Origin of the sequence: Nocardia sp. NPDC050175, from assembly GCF_044459885.1 — a bacterium.
GTDB lineage: Bacteria > Actinomycetota > Actinomycetes > Mycobacteriales > Mycobacteriaceae > Nocardia.
In genome coordinates this window covers 92,369-115,203 of sequence record NZ_JBITJI010000012.1, presented here as the reverse complement: position 1 = coordinate 115,203, position 22,835 = coordinate 92,369, and the positions used below count along the sequence as shown (strand labels likewise).

General features: G+C 63.0%; 25 protein-coding genes, 1 tRNA gene and 1 pseudogene. 21 read left to right on the top strand and 6 right to left on the bottom strand.

What is annotated here, in order from left to right:
• Positions 1–108: 108 nt before the first annotated feature.
• Positions 109–444, bottom strand: coding sequence for a hypothetical protein (locus ACIBK2_RS33765; protein WP_396973278.1), 336 nt, complete (start codon positions 442–444; stop codon positions 109–111).
• Between the two features lie 343 nt (positions 445–787).
• On the opposite strand from ACIBK2_RS33765, the gene ACIBK2_RS33760 reads away from it, so the two are divergent.
• The 3 genes and pseudogenes from ACIBK2_RS33760 to ACIBK2_RS33750 all read left to right on the top strand — a co-directional run.
• Positions 788–1,588 (top strand): hypothetical protein, encoded by an 801-nt coding sequence (locus ACIBK2_RS33760; RefSeq protein WP_396973276.1) that lies wholly within the window; start codon positions 788–790, stop codon positions 1,586–1,588.
• A gap of 15 nt (positions 1,589–1,603) precedes the next feature.
• On the top strand, positions 1,604–2,281 hold the full coding sequence (locus ACIBK2_RS33755; protein ID WP_396973274.1) for a hypothetical protein: 678 nt from the start codon (positions 1,604–1,606) through the stop codon (positions 2,279–2,281).
• Positions 2,282–2,810: 529 nt separating this feature from the next.
• Positions 2,811–3,005: pseudogene (locus ACIBK2_RS33750) on the top strand (HNH endonuclease); the annotation flags it as partial.
• 269 nt (positions 3,006–3,274) lie between these two features.
• Here the strand turns inward: ACIBK2_RS33750 and ACIBK2_RS33745 are convergent.
• Together ACIBK2_RS33745 and ACIBK2_RS33740 are read right to left on the bottom strand one after the other, a co-directional pair.
• Positions 3,275–3,409 carry a hypothetical protein gene (locus ACIBK2_RS33745; RefSeq protein WP_396973627.1) on the bottom strand — a complete coding sequence of 45 codons (135 nt, stop codon included), beginning with the start codon at positions 3,407–3,409 and terminating at the stop codon, positions 3,275–3,277.
• 26 nt (positions 3,410–3,435) lie between these two features.
• On the bottom strand, positions 3,436–3,681 hold the full coding sequence (locus ACIBK2_RS33740) for a hypothetical protein (protein WP_396973625.1): 246 nt from the start codon (positions 3,679–3,681) through the stop codon (positions 3,436–3,438).
• 197 nt (positions 3,682–3,878) lie between these two features.
• On the opposite strand from ACIBK2_RS33740, the gene ACIBK2_RS33735 reads away from it, so the two are divergent.
• The 4 genes from ACIBK2_RS33735 to ACIBK2_RS33720 all read left to right on the top strand — a co-directional run bounded on the left by ACIBK2_RS33735 (position 3,879) and on the right by ACIBK2_RS33720 (position 5,964).
• The gene (locus ACIBK2_RS33735; RefSeq protein WP_396973272.1) at positions 3,879–4,619 is read left to right on the top strand and encodes a helix-turn-helix domain-containing protein; all 741 of its coding nucleotides are present in this window, start codon (positions 3,879–3,881) and stop codon (positions 4,617–4,619) included.
• Positions 4,620–4,623: 4 nt separating this feature from the next.
• Entirely contained in the window at positions 4,624–5,094 is a 471-nt protein-coding gene (locus ACIBK2_RS33730; protein ID WP_396973270.1) for an NUDIX hydrolase, read from the top strand.
• A 96-nt stretch (positions 5,095–5,190) separates the two neighbouring features.
• Positions 5,191–5,303: transfer RNA gene (locus ACIBK2_RS33725), tRNA-OTHER, on the top strand.
• A 523-nt stretch (positions 5,304–5,826) separates the two neighbouring features.
• Positions 5,827–5,964, top strand: coding sequence for a hypothetical protein (locus tag ACIBK2_RS33720; RefSeq protein WP_396973268.1), 138 nt, complete (start codon positions 5,827–5,829; stop codon positions 5,962–5,964).
• A gap of 128 nt (positions 5,965–6,092) precedes the next feature.
• Here the strand turns inward: ACIBK2_RS33720 and ACIBK2_RS33715 are convergent, their stop codons facing one another.
• A complete protein-coding gene (locus ACIBK2_RS33715; protein ID WP_396973266.1) occupies positions 6,093–6,719 on the bottom strand; it encodes a hypothetical protein in 627 nt (208 codons plus the stop codon).
• A gap of 267 nt (positions 6,720–6,986) precedes the next feature.
• On the opposite strand from ACIBK2_RS33715, the gene ACIBK2_RS33710 reads away from it, so the two are divergent.
• The 6 genes from ACIBK2_RS33710 (at position 6,987) to ACIBK2_RS33685 (ending at position 14,282) form a co-directional block, all read left to right on the top strand.
• Positions 6,987–7,400 carry an NUDIX domain-containing protein gene (locus ACIBK2_RS33710; protein WP_396973264.1) on the top strand — a complete coding sequence of 138 codons (414 nt, stop codon included), beginning with the start codon at positions 6,987–6,989 and terminating at the stop codon, positions 7,398–7,400.
• Positions 7,401–7,602: 202 nt separating this feature from the next.
• The gene (locus tag ACIBK2_RS33705) at positions 7,603–7,878 is read left to right on the top strand and encodes a hypothetical protein (protein ID WP_396973262.1); all 276 of its coding nucleotides are present in this window, start codon (positions 7,603–7,605) and stop codon (positions 7,876–7,878) included.
• A gap of 96 nt (positions 7,879–7,974) precedes the next feature.
• Complete coding sequence (locus ACIBK2_RS33700; protein WP_396973260.1) at positions 7,975–9,069, top strand: Fic family protein; 1,095 nt, start codon at positions 7,975–7,977, stop codon at positions 9,067–9,069.
• Between the two features lie 518 nt (positions 9,070–9,587).
• Positions 9,588–10,235, top strand: coding sequence for a hypothetical protein (locus ACIBK2_RS33695; protein ID WP_396973258.1), 648 nt, complete (start codon positions 9,588–9,590; stop codon positions 10,233–10,235).
• 107 nt (positions 10,236–10,342) lie between these two features.
• Positions 10,343–11,254: an IS5 family transposase gene (locus ACIBK2_RS33690; protein WP_396973597.1), complete on the top strand. Its 912-nt coding sequence runs from the start codon at positions 10,343–10,345 to the stop codon at positions 11,252–11,254.
• A 253-nt stretch (positions 11,255–11,507) separates the two neighbouring features.
• Entirely contained in the window at positions 11,508–14,282 is a 2,775-nt protein-coding gene (locus ACIBK2_RS33685; protein WP_396973256.1) for an AAA domain-containing protein, read from the top strand.
• A 116-nt stretch (positions 14,283–14,398) separates the two neighbouring features.
• Here ACIBK2_RS33685 and ACIBK2_RS33680 read toward each other — a convergent pair whose 3' ends face one another.
• On the bottom strand, positions 14,399–14,587 hold the full coding sequence (locus ACIBK2_RS33680; protein WP_396973254.1) for a hypothetical protein: 189 nt from the start codon (positions 14,585–14,587) through the stop codon (positions 14,399–14,401).
• A gap of 265 nt (positions 14,588–14,852) precedes the next feature.
• Between ACIBK2_RS33680 and ACIBK2_RS33675 the strand changes: the two genes are divergently transcribed.
• Together ACIBK2_RS33675 and ACIBK2_RS33670 are read left to right on the top strand one after the other, a co-directional pair.
• Positions 14,853–16,622, top strand: a complete 1,770-nt coding sequence (locus tag ACIBK2_RS33675; RefSeq protein ID WP_396973252.1) for a sugar-binding protein — start codon at positions 14,853–14,855, stop codon at positions 16,620–16,622.
• A 65-nt stretch (positions 16,623–16,687) separates the two neighbouring features.
• Positions 16,688–17,452, top strand: a complete 765-nt coding sequence (locus ACIBK2_RS33670) for a class I SAM-dependent methyltransferase (protein ID WP_396973250.1) — start codon at positions 16,688–16,690, stop codon at positions 17,450–17,452.
• 49 nt (positions 17,453–17,501) lie between these two features.
• Here ACIBK2_RS33670 and hemF read toward each other — a convergent pair whose 3' ends face one another.
• On the bottom strand, positions 17,502–18,407 hold the full coding sequence (gene hemF / locus ACIBK2_RS33665) for an oxygen-dependent coproporphyrinogen oxidase (protein ID WP_396973249.1): 906 nt from the start codon (positions 18,405–18,407) through the stop codon (positions 17,502–17,504).
• Positions 18,408–18,830: 423 nt separating this feature from the next.
• Here hemF and ACIBK2_RS33660 point away from each other — a divergent pair, with 423 nt between their 5' ends.
• From ACIBK2_RS33660 to ACIBK2_RS33635, 6 genes are all read left to right on the top strand, one after another.
• A complete protein-coding gene (locus ACIBK2_RS33660) occupies positions 18,831–19,490 on the top strand; it encodes an MspA family porin (RefSeq protein WP_379285305.1) in 660 nt (219 codons plus the stop codon).
• A 61-nt stretch (positions 19,491–19,551) separates the two neighbouring features.
• The gene (locus ACIBK2_RS33655) at positions 19,552–19,803 is read left to right on the top strand and encodes a hypothetical protein (protein WP_396973246.1); all 252 of its coding nucleotides are present in this window, start codon (positions 19,552–19,554) and stop codon (positions 19,801–19,803) included.
• Positions 19,804–20,372: 569 nt separating this feature from the next.
• Complete coding sequence (locus tag ACIBK2_RS33650; RefSeq protein ID WP_396973244.1) at positions 20,373–21,191, top strand: glycine zipper domain-containing protein; 819 nt, start codon at positions 20,373–20,375, stop codon at positions 21,189–21,191.
• 291 nt (positions 21,192–21,482) lie between these two features.
• Complete coding sequence (locus tag ACIBK2_RS33645; RefSeq protein ID WP_396973242.1) at positions 21,483–21,944, top strand: hypothetical protein; 462 nt, start codon at positions 21,483–21,485, stop codon at positions 21,942–21,944.
• Positions 21,941–22,093, top strand: coding sequence for a hypothetical protein (locus tag ACIBK2_RS33640; RefSeq protein WP_396973241.1), 153 nt, complete (start codon positions 21,941–21,943; stop codon positions 22,091–22,093). The genes ACIBK2_RS33645 and ACIBK2_RS33640 overlap by 4 nt, the downstream gene beginning before the upstream one ends.
• Before the next feature lie 77 nt (positions 22,094–22,170).
• Positions 22,171–22,830, top strand: a complete 660-nt coding sequence (locus ACIBK2_RS33635; protein ID WP_396973239.1) for an RraA family protein — start codon at positions 22,171–22,173, stop codon at positions 22,828–22,830.
• Positions 22,831–22,835: the final 5 nt, after the last annotated feature.

The following is a 22,835-nucleotide window of genomic DNA, read 5'->3' as shown; positions in this document are numbered from 1 at the left end:
GCCACGATCAAGCTCGTACAGCTAACTGACCCGCGCCGCACCCAGTACCTCACCGAATGCGAATGCGGCTGGACGCAATGGAACATCGCCGAAAACCTCGCGGTGCTCTTAGCGGCGCGCCACCAGCACAACGCCACGGAGCAGAATCAGACCTAGACCAGCGAGGCCGTATGCGCCCTTGATGAGGACCTCGCCCTCACCCCGTACATCGGCGGCCCGGCTCTGGTCGAGCTGGCGCGCCAGCACCGCGGCGAGGACGACCGCGACCCCGGCACACTGCCACTTACCGCGCCGAGCCAGCTCGAACAGGCCGCGGTATGGCTTTCCGGGCACCGCCACGAGATCCGCGCGCACGAGGCCGCGCACGAGCTGCTCGTCGACGTGGCCCGCGCCGTCGCGCAACTGCGGTACGTGATCGACCGACCGATCGAGCTGCGCTACCAAGGCCCGTGCCTGCTCGACGACGGGGTCGAATGCCGGTGGGAGCTACGGGCGCAACTCCGCGCGAGCTGGGTCCGGTGCTGCCGGTGCCGCACACAGCACGAAGTCGCTGAGATCCTCGACGCCGTGCGCGCAGCGGCGGAGGACATGCTCTACTGCCTCGCCGACCTAGTCCGAACCACGCGGTTGGCAGCACCGCGACGAGCGCGGCGCACTCCGCATTACAGTCCACCCCATCGCAGAGTCCAACGTACATGTCTGCCGGCTCGGAAGCGTCCTAGCACTCGCAGCCCGACACGGTGTGGACGGATCATGACCAGTCGGCACCAGCGCTACGATTCATCAGGTGAGCACGTCTGAGGTTCTCGAGTTCGTCAGGGTAGCGGAATGGCCAGCCTTCGTACTGGGGCTAGCTGTAATCTTTCGCACCCCGATCTCGGGACTAATCGATCGTATCCGCATCTTCCGCGCTAAATTCGGAGAGAAGTCGATCGAGATCGTGACAGCTGAGACGACCGCATTTATTGATGCTACGGAAGTCGAGCTACTGCCCGTGACTATTGCCGCTACTGAATTGCAGGCGCAGGTCACCATTACCGCAGAGGCGGAAGTTCGTGGCCTCGACGGGGCTATCCGTAAAGACGCACACGACGAATTCTATGTCACCGACTCGGCGGAAGTATTCAAGTACAATCCTGTCCCCGGTGTGCAGGTGGCTGTAACGCTCGATACGCAAGAACGCCAACGTATCCGGACACAATTGGTCGAGCTGGGTCACTTTGCTCACGCGTCATTGGATTTCGAGGACTACCTCGAACATTCGAGAGACGTTGTCGAAAGGCGTGGTACGCAGCTCGCTGTCATAATTCGGAGCCTATCGCCCGCAGCCTCAGGCGCCCAGGGGCTGTGGATTGATACCCCCCGCAGGATTGCGCGCGGATATACAAAGCTTGAACAGCTGTATATCACTGCTCTTTCGGAGCAGAATAATGTTACGCCAACGATCGCATTTGAATATGACCGAGCCGCGAAAACGTGGTCTACACAATACGTGGCCTTCATTGAAAATGCTCTGCAAGTAGAAGCGCAGCTACCGCAAGGGGTACGGGCCGCAATTTTACATGACGCGGACAAGGGTTCAAACTAGCTGGAGACGGTGTCGATGTCCATGTCGAAAGATGCCTACGATGATGTGATTCAGATGTTTGTCGACGCCTGGGTCGAGCGAGAGGGAATGACCCGGATTGACATCGAACAGATGTCGTTGCCTGAGTTGCGCGAGGCGTATTCTAGCGTCGCCTTCGGGCAGGCTGTGAATCAGGCTGCGAAGGTGGCAGAAAAATTAAGCCGGGATCCTGCGGTGCAGAACGAAATTGGCGATCGGCTATCTCGGCGGTTGACTGTATATCGGAGAATGGTTGGAGATCGGATCGAAGCACTGTCTCAGCAGGAACAGGTTGAGGAGTTCAAAGGGGCGGTCGAGGCCAAAGTTCAAGATCCGCAGCTACGGCAAGAACTCATAGATCTCATCTCTGAATTCGCAAAAGAGCAGCAGAAACTCGCCATTGAGAGTCACGCAGAAGACTCTACTACCGAGATGCAGCAGGCGCTGCGCAGCGCTGAACTCCGAGAACGCAAATGGCGTTTGTGGAAGTCGATGCTTACCCGCGAGCCTGTCGCAGTGCTCGTTGGTGCCGTGCTCCTGGGACTAATGACGCTTGCGATGATCGTCGCAATGTTCATTCACACAACAACCCCGGAGATCTTCTCAAGTGCGCTTCTGCTCGTCCTAGGATTCTTTTTCGGCCAGGCCGCCGGAGGTAGCAACACTAGCAACTAGCTGGCATCGTGCGCCGTACATGCAAGCGGTCCAATGACTACAGGTAGTTCTCGACCACCTAGGCGGCAGAGTGCGCGAGACGCTGCTCGATGACACCTCGCGCTCACGAAGGCGAGAATCTGGCGCGACTATCCGGACTTCAGCTGCCTGCTCTCGAACTTTGTTCGACTTGAGATGCGGGCGGCGCCTATCCGACCGGCCCGGTGTAGAACGAGACGCGGAGGTCAATGCCGAACCCCACTGTGAACAGATAGCAACGGTCTGCATGGTCGAGGCGGACCGCGTCGTTCTGGCCCGAGGCGTACGCCACCTGGTGAGCTGCCCACAGCCGACGAACGTCGTCGTCGGGTAGACCAATTTCTCTGGATCCGAACCAAACCTGAGCAATCATGCCTGTGCTGTAGCAACTCGCCGAACGATCGTTACGCCGTGAACTAGGAAAGTTCCCCCCCCGGCCCCCTGACTTCGCGTCGGCAGTCAGGACGTTTCTCTCTAACTGCGGCGGTGCGGAATCACGCGAGGGTGTGCGATGGCCTGGTCGCGCGAACCTGACCGATACCGCGGTGTCCCGCAACCACAGGCCGAGCGGATCCGATATCGGGACGACTGGACCTGCCGGAAATGCGGGAACCCCGGTTACGAGGTCGACCACATCGAGAACGTTGCCGCCGGGGGCAGCGACGACGAGGCGAATCTGTGGGTGCTGTGCACCGAATGCCACCAGATCAAGACCGCCGACGAGGCGGCGGCGGGCCGGCGGCGGGCCGGGCTCGGTACAGCCGGAAGCGGGCAACCAAGCCGCACCCAGGGCTCAGACAGGCCGGGCGGTAGCCCCCTCCCCCCGGTCGGGGTTCTGGCGGTTGGCATAGGGCCTGTCAGTTCGTACGGGTTCCGAAGTTCTGTCCGAGGCCACCCGAGCGCGTTTTCTGCCGTGCCCGCCACGCCGGTGGGTGAGCGCCGTGCATCGGCAGGTCGGCCGCTCAGCGGCCAGAGTCAGCGGCCGGGCGGTGACTCTTCCTCGTCCTTAATGCGTCGTTGGATCGCCTGCACGGTGCGGTCTTTCGGGATGTGCTCGGGCCACAGGATCACGGCCAACAGCACTGTCAGGGGCAGGCCGACCGCGGCCACCCACCCGAGTGTGATCCATCCGCCGCTCATGGAATCGCGTTGTCCCGCACCGAGATCGGCTCTACATCGATCACTGGCATGGACACAGCGGCAATCGCTGACAGGGCATCGCCTCGAAGTTCCGTGTATTCGTCGGGGGTGACTGGCCATCCGTCTGGGCCGACCAGCGACCACGTGCCGTCGGAGTGCTGAAGGTAGCGCGGCCCGTCGCTCTTCGGTGCCAGCGCCAGCTTTTGGAGGTCTTCGTTGTCACGTCGTGCGGGAAGGTCCACCACACGCCCCCTTCGATTGCCGATTGATGAGCGTCCGCCGCCGGGGGCACGGGGCACCGTGCCTACTCGGTGGCGGGGGACGACCGATGACCGGATTGGGCTGGTCTCCCTGCACACAGCGTCTCGTCGATCATCGGGACGACGGAACCTCGTACGTTTCCCACTTTGGGACGTCCCGACTGGTGTACAACGTCCCTATGTCGAACGAGCGGCTACGCGCCGCCATGGCGGCGCGAGGATGGACCCACGCCGATTTGGCCGAGGCAGCGGGTGTGGACCCGAAATCGGTTGAACGATGGGTGAACCTCGGCCGAGTCCCGCGGCGGCGTACCGCAATCCAAGCTGCCGAGTGTTTGGGTGAGGATGTCAATGCGCTGTGGCCTGCTCTACAGCAGGCGCGTACAGCCCGCGCTGTCAGCCCCGAACTTGTTGCCCTCTACGACCAGAGAGCCGACGTTCCGGCATCGATGTTCGTCAACTTGTTCACGGCAGCGCGAGACCACATCGACGTCCTGGTCTACGCGGCCGTCTTCCTCCACGAGGCGTATCCGCGGCTCAACGATCTGTTGATCGAACGGGCCGAGGTGGGCTGCGCGATACGGATAGCCGTGGGTGACGCCGACAGTGCCAACGTTCAACAACGGGGGAGAGAAGAGAAATTCGGGTACGGCATCGAGTCCCGCTGCCGTCTGGCCCTGATGCACTACCGGGCTCTGCAAGCGACGCCGGGTATCGAGCTGCGGACCCACGCCACGACGCTTTACAACAGCATGTTCCGCGCCGACGAGGAGATGTTGGTCAATGCCCACGTGTGGGGTGTGAACGCGTACGGTGCACCCGTTTGGCATCTGCGCCGTACCCTCGACGGTGGCTTGTTCGACACCTACACCGACAGTTTCGACGCGGTCTGGCAGACGGCCCGACCGGTGGAAGGTTAAGCCGATGGCGCGCACCGAGTTCTACGACGATCCAGCCGCACCAGAGCCGAACAGTCTCGTCGTCGCGGCTTCCGCCGTGGTGCACGACGACGAGGGCCGCATCCTGCTTCAACGGCGCGCTGACAGCGGGCTATGGGCACTGCCCGGTGGCGGTATGGAGATGACCGACAGCCTCCCCGGCTGCGCTGTCCGAGAGGTCAAGGAAGAAACCGGTCTCGATATCGAAATCACCGGGCTCGTAGGCACTTACACCGATCCCCGCCACATCATCGCCTACAGCGACGGCGAAGTCCGACGCCAATTCAACGTGTGCTTCCTAGCCCGTGTCATCGGGGGCGATCTCGCCATCTCCGATGAGTCCACTGAACTACGGTTCGTAGCCCCGGCCGAGCTGGACAGCCTTGACATGCACCACACGCAGCGACTCAGGCTGACCCACTACCTCGAGGGGCGATCCACGCCATACCTCGGCTGAAGATTCGACGCAGGCGGATGGCACGTGGTGGGCGGCACTTCTTCCGCTCTGAGGGCGATTTCGCACGATGCGCGTGGGCACATTTTGGGCACAATCGGACGGAAAAGTGGGTGATTCACCGTGACTTACAGTGATGTGTTTTCGCAGGTAGAACCCGGATCAAACCCTCGGTTAGGGGCCTAATCCGGGTTCGATTCCCGGCAGCTCCACTCGCTACGAGGCCGATGCCCACTGAGGGCGTGGGCCTCGGCTCGTTTCGCGTGTTTTGTGAGGGCGAAGCCCCCACACCCCGCCCGGCGGGCTTCGCCCCCGGACCCCCTCCTCCGTTTGCCAATCCGCAGACGCGGACCGCGCCGGCAGCCGTTCAAGTCGGAGGCCGAGTCTCGGGTAGACGCTTGGATGTCCTTGGCCTCGATCTCGATCGTTGGCCACGGCGAAATGCGAACTGCGACCTTGATGTTCCGAACCGACGAGTCAGAGATCTTGGCGAGAATCGCAATCGTCAGCCAGCCTGCCCCAGCAATCAGAATCAACGTCAGAACAACGACGAACCATGGTCCACCCGAATACAGGACAGTCACAGGAACCAACTCCTTGACCGCCCAGGTGAATTGGATTCGTGAAGCCCCCCGGACGCGGCGGTCCTGCGTGTACGTACAGACTACCTCGACACCTACACCGACAGTTTCAACGCGGTCCGGCAGACGGCCCGACCGGTGGAAGGCTGAGCCGATGGCGCGCACTGAGTTCTACGACGACCCGGCCGCGCCGGAGCCGAACAGTCTCGTCGTCGCGGCCTCCGCCGTGGTGTGCGTATCACCGGGGGCGACCTCGCCATCTCCGACGAGTCCACTGAACTACGGTTCGTAGCCCCCGCCGAGCTGGACAGCCTTGACATGCACCACACGCAGCGACTCAGGCTGACCCACTACCTCGAGGGGCGATCCGCGCCGTACCTCGGCTGAGGATCCGGCGTAGGCAGAATTGCGTGTGGTGAGTCAAAGTCCGATATACCGTCCTGCTCTCCAGACCATGTGTTGGAACTCGCGAGGGGCAATGAGTTGCCGCGCAGGGACGTCCGACCCGGGAGGGGGGTAGGGCCAGTAGACACCGCCGCAGCGGTGGCAGTAGAAGCCACCATCCCAGAGGGCGCGAGCGGCGGGTCGGCCTCGATGGATTCGGTCGTTGTACCTGGTCCGCAGGGCGACCACGAACAGCGCGATCAATGCAGGGATTGCTGCGCAGAACAGTATAAAAACGGCGAAAAGGACGGTGCCGATCTTGTCGCCGGTCGAATTTGTGGGGTCTTCGAGCTCGGCGTTGGTGATGAGAAAGACGCCTGGAAGGACCGGAACCACGAGAAGGAGGAGCGCCAGCGCGATGGCGACCAAGCACCCGGTGGGGCGCAGAGTCGGTTCCGGGGCGGTGAAGGCCGCCAGCGCCGAAGTGTGGGTTTCATAGCTGGTGGCGGCGCCGAAAACCGGTACCGCACCATATGCGGTGAAGCCGATGGCGCTGTGCCGGGCAGTGCGCTCGACGGAGCGAACGCCGGTAGCTTGGATTGCGCGCATACTCTGCACCTGATCGGGCAGGTGGCAGCCCGGGCACGAGATGTCAATAGTCATCAGCCGCAACCTCTTTGCTCGTAGTCATGGAGCACGAACAAGGGGTGAGTTTAGGGTCGTTACTGCGACTCGCGCAGCGCATTGGTTGCCGTCGGGCAACTTCGCGGCAATCCATCGTGTGCGAGCTTTGGAGACGGTGGCCGAGGCTGGTGGAGTTCATTCGGTCTCGACGATGTCGAACAATAACCACAACCAGTACGAGCGGAGGCTTCGATGAGTGGAGCTGGGGCAGATGCGGTTCCAGGGGCAAAGTCGCGGCGGCACATGATGACCGGCGATGTGTACCTGGTACTTCGCCGTGGTGACAGCGTGTTGTTCGGTCGGCGCCGGAACACTGGTTTCGAGGATGGGGCGTGGCATCTTCCTTCTGGGCATCTCGAGTCGGGCGAATCCGTTGTCGTGGCGGTTATTCGGGAGGCAGGTGAGGAGATCGGGGTGACGATCAGGCCGGAAGATGTGCGGTTCGGTCATGTGATGCACAACGCCTCGTCCGGTGGGCGGGTGGTGTTCTTCTTCACCGTGGAGACATGGCAGGGCGAGCCTGACAACCGCGAGCCGGAGAAATGTAGTGAGCTGGCGTGGTTTTCGCGCGATCAACTGCCGGATCGCATGATTGCCTACTGTCGCGTGGCGATGCAGTCCATCGCAGAGGGCGAGAACTTCTCGGTATACGGCTGGTAGAACCCTGGTGCTCTAGTTCCGCCCAGAAGTGTGGCCGGCTGAGTTCGGTAATTCAACGGCGCGCCGACAGCGGGCTATGGGTACTGCCAGGTGGCGGCACGCAAACCGGCACGGGAACGAGCGCTGAGCTCAAGGCTCAGGCCTATGCTGCCGCGGATGCATTCTGGGCAAAATACATCGCCAACGGAGGAAAGTGAGCGCGTTGAGTAAATTCGAGGTCGACGACGTATTCAGAGTAAGCTTCCAAAAGCTGCCCATCGTTACCGGATTTGTCGACGGGGAGTTCACGGTCGGACAGGAAGTGGAGCTCGACAAGCTCGATGGCCGGGTTTACCGCGGGGTGATGACGGGGATGCATATTCACACATCATCGATCGCCCCGAATCACTTCTCGATCATTTTTTTCGAACCGATCTCGGACAACGTAGAGCCTGGCGATGTCATCACCACGATCGATCCCGATGGTGAGCAGCCCTGACGTGGAACCAAGCAAGTAACTTCGTACGTCCGGATAATCTGTAATATTTTTGGCCATTTCTTTACATGTCAGTACGTCTGTGGGATGGTTTGCATCATGTCCAACTGGAGCCCTGAGGTCCCATACAACGAACTTCCGCTCCCGCCCGCGGTGGACGAACTCGAGACGAAAGCCGTGCTCAAGGCTGCTATCGGTGCGAACGCAGCATTGGCCCAACTTGACCAAGCTGTCGTGTCGATCCCGAACCCCACAGTGCTGATCAACACGATCCCCTTGCTGGAAGCGCAGGCAAGTTCCGAGATCGAGAATATTGTGACGACTACCGACGCACTGTTTCAGCACCTCGCGGATGACGCGGGTGCGGACCCGGCGACGCGGGAGACGTTGCGCTACAGAACTGCGTTGCGGGTCGGTTTCGAGACGACTCTCGATCGTGGCCTAACCGCCGCAACGGCCGCAGCAGTGTGCAGCACCATCAAGAATCGCGAGATGAAGGTCCGCGCGATGCCGGGAACGCGGATCGGTAACACGGCTACGGGAAAGATCGCCTACAGCCCGCCAGAAGGCCAGGATCTGATCATTGAGAAGCTCAGCGAGTGGGAGCGGTTCATCCACGCTGACGACGGGATGGACGCGCTTGTTCGTATGGCGGTGGCGCATTACCAGTTCGAGGCGATCCACCCGTTCAGCGACGGCAATGGCAGGACGGGCCGAATCCTCAACGTGCTCATGCTGGTAGAGGCGGGATTGCTGCGTATGCCTGTCCTGTACCTGTCCCGATACATCATCGACACCAAGCAGGACTATTACCGACTCCTGCGCAGTGTGACTGCCGAGGGCTCGTGGGAAGAGTGGATTCTGTACGTCCTGACCGGAATCGAACGGACGTCACGCGCGACTCTGCGGAAAATTGATGCGATCCGCTCGCTGCAGGATGAGTTCAACCAGCGGGCTCGTGCAGCCTCGAAGGGCGGTTCCAACTCAGAGTTGCAATCGATCCTGTTCGAGCAGCCCTACTGTCGGATCAAGACCGTGGTTGAGCGCTGCAAGGTTTCACGACCGACCGCGACCGCTTGGCTGCAAGACCTTGTGACAGCAGGCCTGCTGCAGGACAGGAAGGTCGGCCGCGACCGGCTGTTCATCAACCGCGATTTCCTGAAACTGCTGGTCAGGACCGAGCTTGCTGACTAGAAAGCATATGGAAAGAAACTTCGCATGAGGGGCCAGACGTGTGAAGTTTCGGCCCAATTCCTTGCATGACAGCTAGGGAGTGTTTTGAAAGTCGGGTCAGCGTCGCCCCCTGGTTGTTGGCGGTGATGTGCATGGCGGCCGGACAGCGGACGGCAATCGAATCTGGTTGCGACGGAGTGGTTTTGCTTGAGCTGGTTGATATTGCGTTTGACGGCAAGGAGCGCCCACGTCTCGGCGACCCACACCCTGCGGTGGATCGCGCAGCGGTTCGCGGGGCATTTCCGATGCTCGTTGTCACCCATGGACGCGAGATCAGTCAGCACACCGACAGAAACCGTGACGTCGCTGGTTCCGTCTCAGTCTCCAGTCCTGCGGGCCGAGTTGCTCGCCGCGATTCGTTGCGATGCCAGGAAAGGGGTTGTGGCCGAGCAGATCCGGGGTGAGCACGGTGTCAGTTAGGCTGGCCCTGTGTTCGAACCGGCGGAGTCGGATGTGGATTGCACGAGGTGGGCAGGCTGTTGACCGATACGACGACCGAAGACGAGTTGTCCGTGCCAGACGAGGCGGACAGCGGTACGGATCGGGTGCTTCGCCGGCAGCGGATCATACGGATATCCGCTGTCCTTGCGCTTTTCGTGGCAGGAATCGCGGCAGTGCCCGCATGGTTTCTGTCAGGCCGCTTCTATCGATTCGACTGGATCCCGGTGTGGGCGCTGGCGGCGTGCTGGACGGCCGCTGTGGTGCTCCTTGTCCTGCCGTGGCTGGGTCGGCGCGGCACACCGGGGTGGGTTGCACTCGCTATCGCCCTGGGGGTGGTGATGATGCCGGTGTGGGGCGTTTCGATGTTCGTGACCTCGCTTGTCGCCGAGGACAGCGAGGTCGTGGCCATCGAGGTGAGTTCCGGCGGGCGCCACGAAGTCGTCACGGAATCGTACAAGATCTACAACAACCCTCCCGGTTGCCGCGTCTTGCTTCGTGAGCGTGGTGGGCTGTTCAGCAGACAGGCCACTGTGTGGAACGAGGACGTTTGCCCGCAGCGCGTGTTCTTCACGGGCGACACCACGATCAGCCTCACCCAGCCGGGCTCCGGGAAGCTCAAGACGACGACCTTCGACGCCGACCCGATGGAGGTAGCGCAGATCTTTTCTTCTGGTATCCACGGCTGATCGGCTGACACGAACAACTTTCGAACACGGCCGAGCCGCGGGCATCATGCTCCGGGCGTGGTGATGTTAGAGCGGTGCGACCAAGCAAAACCTTGAATACCGGAGACCTGGTGACCAGCGTATCGGTCGCGGGGCGTGCGGATCTGACCGATGCCCAGTGGGCACGGTTGGAGCCGTGGCTGCCCCGTGGTGTGAAGGCGGGCCGTCCGCCGAAGTGGACGAAGCGGCAGCTCATCGACGGGATCCGGTGGCGGACCCGCACCGGAACGCCATGGCGAGACGTGCCGGTGCGGTATGGGCAGTGGCAGACGGTCTATGGGCTGTTCCGGCGCTGGCAGCGTGGCGGGAGGTGGGCGTTGATCCTGAAAATGTTGCAGGCCTTCGCTGATGCCGTGGGTGCGATCATCTGGCAGATCGGCGTGGACTCCACCATCATGCGAGCCCACCAGCACGCCGCTGGCGCCCGCCGCGACGGTGATGGGCAGAAGCATCCACCCGGCGGGGGCGAGGTCGAACCCGCCGACCACGCGCTGGGTCGCTCGCGTGGAGGATGGACCACAAAACTGCACCTGGCCTGTGAGCAGGGCATGCGGCCGCTGGCGCTGCTACTGACCGGCGGCCAAGCAGGTGACAGTCCGCATTTCACCGCCGTGCTCACCTCTATCCGGGTGCCACGCCTCGGACTGGGCAGGGCGCGGGTCCGACCGGATCGGGTGCTGGCCGACAAGGCTTACTCGTCCCGCGCCAACCGTGCCTACCTGCGGCAGCGCGGGATCAAAGCCACCATCGCGATCCCGGGTGATCAGGCGACTCACCGCCGCAACCGTGGCAAGGCCGGTGGTCGGCCACCGGCCTTCGACCCCGAGGCTTACCGAAACCGCAATGCTATCGAACGCGGCATCAACCAACTCAAGCAAAACCGCGCTGTCGCAACCAGATACGACAAACTCGCCGTCCGCTACCTGGCCACGATCCACATCGCCGCTATCAATCAATGGCTCCGATGCCCCGACTTATGAAACAGGCCCTAGCTGTGCGGTGGCCGTGCTGATGCGGCACAGTCCGCGCAGCGGCGAGCGGATCCTTGAGGTGGTGCATGTCCACCGCCAAGGCCGGGTTCACACGGACCCGGCTTTTTCGTTCCGGGCGCGGCGCTCGGGCGACTGATACAACCAAGAGCTATTGTCCCAAACCTAAAGTGCCGCAATGGAAGACGGGGAAATTCGCGGGCTGTAAGCTGCTTGCGCCGACAGCGACGGTAAGGGGGATGCAATGGTCGATCCACGGGGTGTAGCGGTCGTCATCCGGGGGAAGGAAGACTGGGTTCCCCAGGACAAGACTCTGGAGATCAGTCGATTCGAACCAGGACCGACGCGGGTCCGAGTGTGGTTCGGCGGGGCCAGGGAGTACCCGTTCGGGTGGGATCGAGTCACGATTCTCCAACGGCCTGCGCCGGCGTCGTTGGGTGCGCACGTGGTGTTGTTCGTGGACGGATCCCCGGCGAATGTGGCCGAGGCGTACCTGTTCACTGGTCCGCCGGACATCGGTTCGTGGTGGCACGTGCTGACCAGTACTGGCGTATGGAAGGCCTACAGAGCGGATCGGGTGCAGGTGCTGCCAAATGCCGCCACCACCCCCGGTACTCAGGATGTGCTGACGTACTGGCGCACAGTGGCGGAAAAACTGACCGGCGATTCCGGTGTCTTGCTCCGTAACCATCAGGGCCTGAGCTTCATTCATCCCGCAAGCGCGTTGTCCCGGATTCTCGAGCAGGCACCGAGCGAGCCCAGGGCGGACGACGAGATACCGCTGGCGGTATATCCGTTCCGCACCAACATCAGCCAGAGTGCGGCGGTGCTCAATGCCTTGCGGTTTCCGATCTCGGTGATCGACGGCCCGCCAGGAACCGGGAAGACGCAGACGATCCTCAACATCATCGCCTCGGTGATCTGCCGGCCTGGCGCGACGGTGGGGGTGGTGTCGTTCAGCAACTCGGCCGTCGACAACGTTTTCGAGAAGCTGACCAAGGAAGGCTTCGGGATGGTGGCGGCCAATCTGGGGCGCCGCGACAAACGAGAGGAATTCTTCGCCGGCCAGCCGCGACGCAACGCCGAGGTCGATGTGCTGCTGCGCGCTGACACCTCGGCCACCACCGCCACCGCGGAGGAACTCGGCAAGGTGAACCGCCGCCTGGCCATGCTGCTGGAACAGGATCGCCTGCGCGCTCAGGTGCGCCAGCAGGTGCACGCCTATCGGCTGGAGCAACAGCACTTTCAGTCATACTTCGACCGCCACGAGGTGCCTGGCGACCTGCCGCTGTTGCGCCGCTACAGTGCGGGCAAACTGCTCGATTTCATCGCCGAAACCGATCCGCAGTGGATCCGTGACACGGGTTGGGGTCGACTGGTCGACACGATGAACCGGTACTTCAAATACCGGGCGCTGCGCAAGGTCGACGCCAGCGACACCGACGTGGTGCTGCGCATTCAGCGTCTGTACTACCAGAAGAAGATCGCTGAACTCGACCGGAAGCTCGAGCACCTGACCAAGACTCTGGAAAACAAGAAGTTCGCCGCGCTGGTGGCGGAGCAGGAGGGGCTGTCCCAGCAGCTGCTCCGCGACGCGCTGAGCACACGGTATGGCTCTTTGTCCCGGACGATTTACTCGCAGCAGTACAAGCAGCAGTTCGGGCAGTTCACCCGCGATTACCCACTGATCCTGAGCACCTGCCATTCGCTCCAGAACAGCATCGGGCGCTCGGCCCTCCTGGACTACCTGATCATCGACGAAGCATCACAGGTGGACCTGGTTACGGTGAGCCCGGTTTTGGCATGTGCGCGAAACCTCATCGTTGTCGGCGATCTGGAACAGCTCCCGCCGGTCACGAAGGACCTCGCTGATTGTCCGCCGGCGCCCGATCCGGTTTTCGACTACCGGCGCAGCGTTCTGTCCTCGATCATCGAACGGTTCAGCGATCAGGCGCCCCGGGTGATGCTGCGCGAACACTATCGGTGCGATCCGGACATCATCGAGTTCTGTAACCGGAAGTTCTATGGCGGCAAGCTGATTCCGTATACGCGCAGTACGCCGGGATTCGCCCCGATGACAGTGGTGCGGACCGCACCTGGCAACCACATGCGGCGCCGTTACGGCGACGACGATCCGAAGTCGAACGGCCGCAGCAATCAGCGCGAGATCGACGTGATCCAAAACGAGGTCCTGCCTTGGGTTTCCGCCGATATACCGCCGCACGCGGTCGGGGTCACCACTCCCTATCGTCGTCAGGCCGACAAGGTGACCGACGCCCTGATCGAGTCCATCGAATCCGACACCGTGCACAAATTCCAAGGGAGGGAGAAGGCCGCGGTCGTCATGACCACGGTCCTCGACGACACCCTCAGTAGCCGAGCCGCATTGCAGTTCGCCGACGACCCCAAATTGATCAATGTGGCCGTCTCCCGGGCGATGCGGTTGTTCGTCCTGGTCACACATCCATCCGAGTTGCCGAAAAGTCGGCATCTGCGCGATCTGATCGGCTATATCCGGTACCGAGACCCGGACAACGCGATCGTAGACAGCGATGTGGTATCGATCTTCGACCTGCTGTACACCGACTACGCCGAGCGACTGCGCACCCACCCGCATATCCGCTGGGGACGAACCGAGTGGCATTCGGAGGACATCGCCCTCGCGATGCTGGAGGAAGTGCTCGCCGAACCCGGCTACGGTCACCTCGCGATCCACCAGCAGGTCCTGCTGCGAAATGTGTTTCCACGCAGCCTGGACCGGCTCGACGGTCCACAGCGCGAATTCGCCCGGCGCCGATCGTCATTCGACTTCGTCGTCTACAACCGAATCACCAACGCGAACCTGGGCGCCATCGAGGTGGACGGCTATAGCACCCATGAAGCAAACCCGGTGCAGCTTACCCGCGACGCGTTGAAGGACGAGATCTGCGGTCGCTACGACTTCGAGCTGCTGCGCCTGCCGACTACCGGAAGCAGCGAAGCCGCGAGGGTCCGCAGGTTCCTCGACCGGCTGCCATGAACGCAGCAGTCCATCGTCGCAGTTGCGGCGAAGTTATCCGAATCCGACCCGGAGCCCGTACTCCGTGCCGCAATGCGGAGCTGGTAGCCCTGCTGGTCACTGCTCTTCTGCTGCCATCAGCGTTTCACAGCGTCCCGAATGTCGTTGGCGGCCTGCACGAATGCCTGGACCCTCTGGGTGAGTCCGGTGGTGAGCCAACCGAGGCCGAATTCCAAAGGCGGAGCGTCGTGGACGGGGACATAGGTGACGTCCGGGCGGAGATAGAACTGCGGCGCTTGTTCAGTGGTGATCCCGGGCGATGCCACCGGAACATATCGGGCCGAGGCTCGGGACACTCCCATCGCCGATGCCAACGGTGAAAGTCGCATCAGTGTCGGTGATTACGCCTTCGCCATTGTCGACGCACTCCAGAACGGGTCCTTCGTCCGTCAGCGCTTCACCGTCTCGTACTGAACCCGACGCCTGTCCGTGTGAACGGACGGGCGCTTCGGCGACCGCCGCGCCGCTCGTGACTGTTGATGTGTTGTGATTCGACGGACATTCGACGTGGGCAACGGCTGGAGGTAGGGGATGGCGGGAGCAGGCTTCGAGACCGCACTGAGTCGCCGCGCTGTTCTCGCCTCGGCCTTGGCTGCCGCAACCTTGGTGCTGGCGGATTGTTCTTCGGACAATAAGCGCCGGGACGCGGCGGGAGATCCCGCACATACCGACGTGTTGTTCGTCGGCGCGCATCCGGACGATGAATCGAGCAACCTCGCGACCTTCGGCCAGTGGCACGAAGATCTGGGTTGGACCACCGGCGTCGTCACCGTCACGCGTGGCGAGGGTGGCGGCAATGCGGTAGGTCTGGCGGAAGGACCCGAGTTGGGCCTGATTCGCGAAACCGAGGAACGGAAAGCGACCGCCCTCGCCGGGATCGAGAACATCTACTATCTCGACAAGCCGGACTTCTGGTACACCCTCTCCGCGCCGCTGACCGCACGCATCTGGGACGAGCAGGACACGTTGGCCAGACTGGTGCGTCTGGTCCGCCTGACGACCCCGCACACGATCGTGGTGATGGATCCTCGACCGTTCAATCAGCATGGTGGCCACCAGCTTTCGGCTCGCCTCGGGATCGAGGCGTTCCGGCTGGCCGGCGACCCGCACGCATACCCCGAGCAGATCACCGGCGAGGGGCTGGCACCGTGGCATCCCACCCGGCTCCTTGCTCAGAACTACGGGTTCGACTCGTTGCTCGGACCGGACGCAGCCGAACAACGGCGCACCGATCCGACGTCCGGGTTGCCGGTGATGGGCGTGTGGTCCGGTGTCCGCTCGCGGCGATACGACATGACCTGGGCACAGGTCGGGCGCGACGCGACTCGCCTATATTTGACACAGGGTTTCGCGGCGAAGCCCGCGCAGATGCCGACGGATCCGCAGCAGCTCGCTTCCGACTGGTTCACCGTGCTGGCCGAGGACGGCAGGTACGTCGAGGTGCCGGTGCAGCGGCAAACGGGACTGAAACCGCTGTACGCCGAGTTCGCTGACTGGGCCGACCGGACCGGGTTGCCCTGGTTGGCCAACCGAGTGCAGCCGGACTACCCGCCGAACCCGACCACCACGATCCCGGCCGTTGCGACCGCGCCGGTCCTGAACGGCATCGAGGGGCCGGGAGAGTATCCGGGACCTGAACTGCCGCTTGCGGTTTGGCAGGGCGGCGGTAGTTGCTCGGCGACCGCGAAACTGGCGAGGCACGACGACGACCTTTACGCGTTGGTGAACGTGACCGACGATCGAAAGGGAGCCGAACTGGCGGCCGACGACATCAAAAGGCATTGGCGCACAGACTCGGTCGAGATCGCCCTCGATCCACGTGGTGAATCCGACGACACCTCAACCACTTTCAAAACCGGCATCCTGCCGTACACCCGAAACGGCCCGGTGGCCGAGCGCGACGCCGACAACCATCAGGGCGCGACGCCGCCGGGGATGCAGGTGGCCGCGAACGTCACCGAGCCGTACCGGGGCTACTCGGTCGAGGTGAAGATCCCGCTCACCGCGCTGCCCGCACCGGTCGATCCCGCCAAGTTCGCGATGAACATCCTCGTCTACGACTCCGATACCGACGACAAGACCGGCCAAAGCCGTCTCGCCTGGTCACCATTCGGCAGCGCCCAAGCGGATCCCTACGTATGGGGCACCGCGACACTCGCTGACTATCGGCCGCCGCCGACAGCCGAAATACTGCCCGCCATACCGCAAACCGCCGCGCGCAGCGCCGACTCCCCTGCCTCGCTTGCCCAGGCCAAGCGCACCGGAGTCCCGATCGCGGGCAACCCTCGGCCCACCCGCTAGGTCGGCTCGCGTCACCTGAACCCGGTACCGTGAAAACACCGCCGAGTAAGGGATTTTGGTACGTCATGACTGAGCAGCAATCATGTGTCGTCGACATCGAGACGATGCCGCGCGGCGGCCCGCGCGCCTCATGGCTGGACCGGCGGATGCAGACCGACGTGCTCGAGTACATCGACCGCTACGACGTGCCGGACCACATCAAACAGGTGGTCATCAGCGAGCTGGACCGTCAGGACTGGCATGAGGACAACGCCCGCACCGCGCTGGCATTGGTCGCCGACATCGACAGTCCGCGAATCCTCGAACTCGGTGCGGGCCACGGGAAACTGTCGGCGAAGATCCTCGAACTTCACCCCACCGCCACGGTGACCATCACCGATCTGGACCCCACCTCCGTCGCCAACATCGCCGCGCACCAACGCGCCACCACTCGGGTGATGGACGCCACCGCCATCGACGCCCCCGAAAACAGCTATGACCTAGTCATTTTCGCGATGTCGTTCCACCACCTACCCCCGGCGCAAGCCTGGCGCGCCATCGCCGAAGCCACCCGCATCGGCACCAAATTCCTGGTGATCGACCTCGCCCGACTACCAACCCCGATGCTCCCGCTGATCCCCGCGCTGGGACTCGTCATCGCGGCGCCGGGCGCATTCCGCAAGGGCCCGTTGACGATCCTGCCGTTCCTGCACGACGCGATCATCAGCATGCTCCGCGCCTACCGCCCGCAAGCGCTGACCGCCCTCGCCGCAGCCGCCGACTCGGCGATAAAGGTCGAATTCCTACCAGCACGTCCCCCACTCGTACGTGCAGTATTTTCTCGCCCATGATCGAGTGCCGGCACGGTCTCTTGCTCGAAACTCCTTCCACGCCACGCGGTCAGCTTGCTGGGAGGTCGGGTTTCGAGACCCAGTCGGTGGGTTGGAGGAAGCGGGCGGTGTCGGCTTCCGGGGTGTCGGGTGCAGGGGTGGTGTGGGACTGCCAGGTGGCGATGGGTGGGAGGGACATCAGTACCGCTTCGGTGTTGGCGTGGGTTTGCAGGCCGAAGCGGGTTCCTCGGTCGTGGACGAGGTTGAATTCGATGTAGCGGCCGCGGCGGAGTAGTTGCCAATCTCGTTCCCGTTTGCCGTAGGGGATAGGGCAGCGGCGGCGGAGGATCGGTAGGTAGGCGGGGAGGATGGTGGTGATGCCGTCGGTGATCAATGCCAGGAGCGGGTCGAATTCACCGGTGAGGCGGTCCAGGAAGACTCCGCCGATGCCGCGCATCTCGCCGCGATGAGGGATCTGGAAGTACTTGTCGCAGGCGGCTTTTCCTGTCGGGTACCAGTTGGGTCCGTGGCGAGAGCACCAGTTCTGGAGGGTGCGGTGGAAGTGGATTGCGTCTTCGTCGAATCCGTAGGCGGGGGTGAGGTCGCAGACGGCGCCGAACCACCATGTGGTGGCGTCGATTTCGAAGTAGCGGAAGTTCGCGTGGAAGGATGGCGCGAAAGGATTGGCCGGATGCAGGACCAATGAGATGCCGGTTGCGGTGAAAGGCCTTCCTGCGATATCCGATCCGGTGACTTCCGGCAGACCTTTGCCGCTGACCAATGAGACGTTCACGCCGGCCCGTTCGAAGACCTGACCGTCCGCTAAAACGCAGGCCAGTCCGCCGCCGAGTTCCGGGCGTTGCCAGGGCGCGGGGCGGAATCGTCCTGTCTCATCGAACTTTTCGAAAGCCGCCACCAACCGTTGCTGTTCCACCAAGAGTCGATCGGCGATGTGTCGCGCGCGTGAATTCCCCACCCGGCCTCCTCGGTCTCCCATCCGCTTCGGCTCGTATCCAGCATCGCACGGGATGAGGATGTACGTGACACCCGAATTCTCGTGGCATCAGCCCACGTGATCGGCTCGACGCGGTGACTGCCGGAGGCTAGGCCAGTCACGCAACCCTCCGTCGTAGACAGCTCGCCCGTCGCCACCGGTTGTTGCGGAAGCGGGGATAACGGCCCAGGCGTGATGTACGCCATAAATCGGTTGTTGAATCGTGGATCACCGGCTCCAACCTGGACTGGTCGGGTGTCCAAATGGTTAACGAGTGGTCACGGCGGCTATTAGACGCAACCTGGTGGTTGCCAAATGTTAGCTACATGAGTTTTCCTTGACTCGGAGGGGAACGCCGCGCTGCCTGATTTGGGCTGAAACTCGACGTGACAAGGATGGATTTAGATGAACAGGGTTGCGTTTCAGCGAAGCGGTGTCGCGGCGGTGCTGTGCACCAGCTCGATAACAGTGGGATTGCTAGCCAATGGGCAGGGAGTCGCGTCGGCGGACGCTGTCGCAGACAAGGCGCGTGTCGTCGCGACCGATGACGGTTGGACGTTGACAGTCACCAAGACCGCGGAAACCCTGGACCGCTACCCGAACCTGGCCGCGACGATGTTCACCCGCGAAGGGTTCGTGTCGTTGAAGGCGATCGCCGAAGTCACCGGCAAAGGCACTCAACCCGTCAAGGCCGCGGTGGTCAGTTTCGGCTACCAAATCGGCTGCCAGATAGACGTTTCCAGCGGTCTGACCACAAGCCTGGGAATGTCGTTCGGCCCCAACGCTTCCCTCAACATCTCCTACCCACCCAGCGTCAGCCTCGGCGTCAATGCCTCGGTCTCGCCGAATGTTTCGACGACCCTCAAGCCCGGCTCGATCGCGACCGTCGAATTCGGCAAGAAAGCCTTGGCTTCCGGCCGCGCCTCGATCGCCATGGACCAGGTCGAGGTCAAGGTCGATGCCTGCATGGGCCCGGTCTCGTTGCGCTCCTTCGCCACCGCGACCATGTCCACCCCCACCGCGGACAACACCACCACCGCCTACGGCGACCCCATCTGGCTCTAACCCTCACCCGGACAACGTATTCCAATGCGGTAGCAGGATCCGAGAAGGAGACCCAACAGTCATGACCAGCACCGATCGCACCGCAGCGGAACCGAACAATGCCGCATGGGCACCGATGGCCCTGCTGGCCGGGCTGTTCCTGCTCATCGCCGCCTTCGCCCACCTGAACCGGATGCCTGGCTGGGCCGACGACCACGGCGCGATCCTGGTCTACCTCGCATTCTTCCTCTACATGTCCATCGCCGGACGCCTCACCTGGTGGGGCATCGACACCACCTACACGCAAGTAAAGGCCCGCCGGAGCGGCCGATGACCCGCCCGACGAGAATCAACCGGCTGGCCGGAGCCGCCCTCGCAGCCACCGTGGCGGGCATCAGCGTCGGATTCGCATCCTTCGCCACTCCCACCGCTTCCGCTGTGCCGTGCGCGGAATGGCAGCAGATGCACCCGGGCTGGCCCTGCATCGACACACCTTCGCTCCCGCCGACACCACCGCCGGGTCCGCCAACCGCACCGCCACCCTTGCCTGAGCCAGTGCTGCCTGGCCAACCGCCGAGCGCCGATAGCGGCGGCAGCCAGGCCGGAGCACTCACACCACCGGCACTACCGCCCGGCAACGGCGCACCCATCGTCGCCGTGCCAGGAACTCAATCGCCCGTGCTGCCCGGCAACCAGCCCACCGTGCAGGCACCTTCGCCGATCCCGTCCAAACCGCCTGAGCCCGCGCAACTTCCGCTTGCGCCTGTGTCACCGGCAGAGCTACCGGCGGCCACGCAGAGTCCGGCAACAACCGGGTCCGGCCTGCCGCCAGATCGTCCAGGGCCCGAGCAACTCTCGCCGAATAACGATGTCGGGAACGGGACCGATGGTCGAATCCCGTTGTTGCTGTTGGCAGGAGCGGCCGCCTTTGCGGTTGGTGGTCTGCGGTCGCGAGGACTCTGGTCTTCGCGGCAGCTGAACGTCTCCCAGGTTCGCGCGGAAGCCGAAAGCGGTCCGGGCCTGCTGACCTCTGGTCAGCCGGCACACACGTATACCGGTGTCGACGGCGATGGCAACCACTCGCAAGTCACCGTTCCTGCCACCCCCGATACGGTCACCACATTCACGCCTCGAGAATCCACTCCGACCACCAGTACCGGTCCTGGCCTGCTCACCTCTGGTCAGCCGGAGCACACGTATACCGGTGTCGACGGCGATGGCAACCACACCCAAGTCACCGTCCCGGCAACGCCGGATACCACTACGACGTTCGCACCGGGCACCGACGACGAGGACCCATGGGCGGGCAGAGCCGCTACCGGAGCTGCCGGTGGCACCCAGGAACTGGGCACCCGCATGGTCGAGACCGTAGATCCCTCGGGCAGCCATGCGTGGGTTCCGGCGACAGCTGAAGAGGCCGAGCGAATGGGCGCGGTCTTCAAGGGCGTCGGCCGTGCCGGTTTCGGTGTCGGAATCGGGTTGAGCGTCTACGACGGCGTCAGCGGATACCAGAACGGCACATATGACGCCGGCGAAGCCGGTGCCGTAATCGGCGGTGAAGTAGTCGGCGGCGCGTTGGGTGGTGCGCTGGCGGGGGCAGCCGTAGGGTCGATGGCCGGGCCTGTCGGTACCGCGATCGGAGCGGGTATCGGCGCCGCCATCGGTTCCGAAGTCGGGAAGAACGCCGCGCTTGGTGTCAAACATTTCCTATTCGATAGGTGACGCGATGAGCCGACATGAAAGACCGCGCAGGTTCCGGAACCTGAAACTCGATACCGACTACCTGAGCTATCGGTTGGACACCGTTATCTACGGTTTGTCGGCCGCAGCGGGATTCTTGATCGTCTTCGTGTTGATCGAACACTTTGCACCTTGCGTGTTGTGAGAGTGAGGACCACCATGACTGCGACTGCGGATGCGCCACTGTTGACCCGACTTGCCGCAGCTGGAACAGGATTCCGGCTCGCACCGCCGCCGGGCAGCCTCGCCACGATCATCGGCTGTGCGGAACCGTTGGCCGGCTGGTCGACGGCCAGCGAGTATGCAGAGTTCCCCGGCGTGCTCAACTGCGAGGTACATCTACCGTCGCTCGACGATGATTTCGCAGCTAACTCGGTTCAGACCTCATTCGTGTTCGACTACCTCACCGAAGCCGAAGGCATCCTGAACACGGCCGCCGATTTTGCGAACCTGGGCAGCACCGACGTCCGCCATGAGCCATTGGCACGGATATCCGACCAGGTGCAGCGAACGACCTATTTCGGTACCTACCCGCACGAACACCGAAAACTGCGCTGCTGGATCGACTACTACCTCATAGGCGCAGGCACCGACAGCGGCGGATACCTACTCCAGCACGCGAAGACTTCAACCGAAACCCAATGGTCGACAGTGGAAGCCGACTTCACGCGCAGTACCGCCCGCTTCGAAACATTCGTCGAGATGGCCGTATCGCACGATGGATCGACGCGATGATCGATCCGTTCTCGCGACGACGGCGGAATGAGCGCGGTGGACTTTCCCGACACATCGTGCGCATGGCGGCCAGCGGGCTGATCACCGGTGCCGCCGCAGCGGGCCTACTCGAGATCGGCTGCCATATCTGGCATCTCATTCAGCGCTGAGGAAGTGTGGCTCATATAGGCGGGCTGGGAAAGTACAGTCGAGCCGACTGCACACTCCGAGCCTTGAAGGGGCGTCGATGCTGGTTGATCAGGTTGTCGCGAAGTTTCATGCGGTGGATACGACTGCGCTCTGCGATGCCGACAAGTCGATTCGGGTGATGGACAGTGGGATTCGGCTGCGGTCGGCCGGGGTGCGGATTGTCGGGTCCGCGTTCACCGTGCAGTGTCGGGGAGACTTCTTCGGTGTGCTGCGGGCGATCGAGTCCGCGGCGCCCGGTGACGTCATCGTCGTCGACGGTGGTGGGAGTGAAATCGCCTTCGCTGGGGAAATTTTCGCGCGCGGCGCGGTTATCCGTGAGCTCGGCGGGATCATCGTCGACGGAGGTTACCGCGATATCGGGTACGTTCGCGGCTGTGAGCTGCCGATCTACAGCCGATTCGTCACACCCATGGCGGGGAGCACATCTCAGCTCGGCGCGCTCCAGGTTCCGGTGACCTGCGGCGGCGTCGCGGTCTCGCCCGGTGACCTGATCCTCGCGGACGAAGAAGGCATCGTCGTCGTCGGTCCCGATCGAGTCGAGTCGCTGTTCGAGGCCGCGACGGCCATCAAAGCAGCCGAAGCCCGAGTCATCGCGAAACTGGATGCGGGCGCGACGTTGAGCGACGGGATCAACGTCGCCGCGCACACCGCCGCCCTGCAAAATAGGGAGCACTCCGCACTCCAGTTCCTGGCGTGAACGTG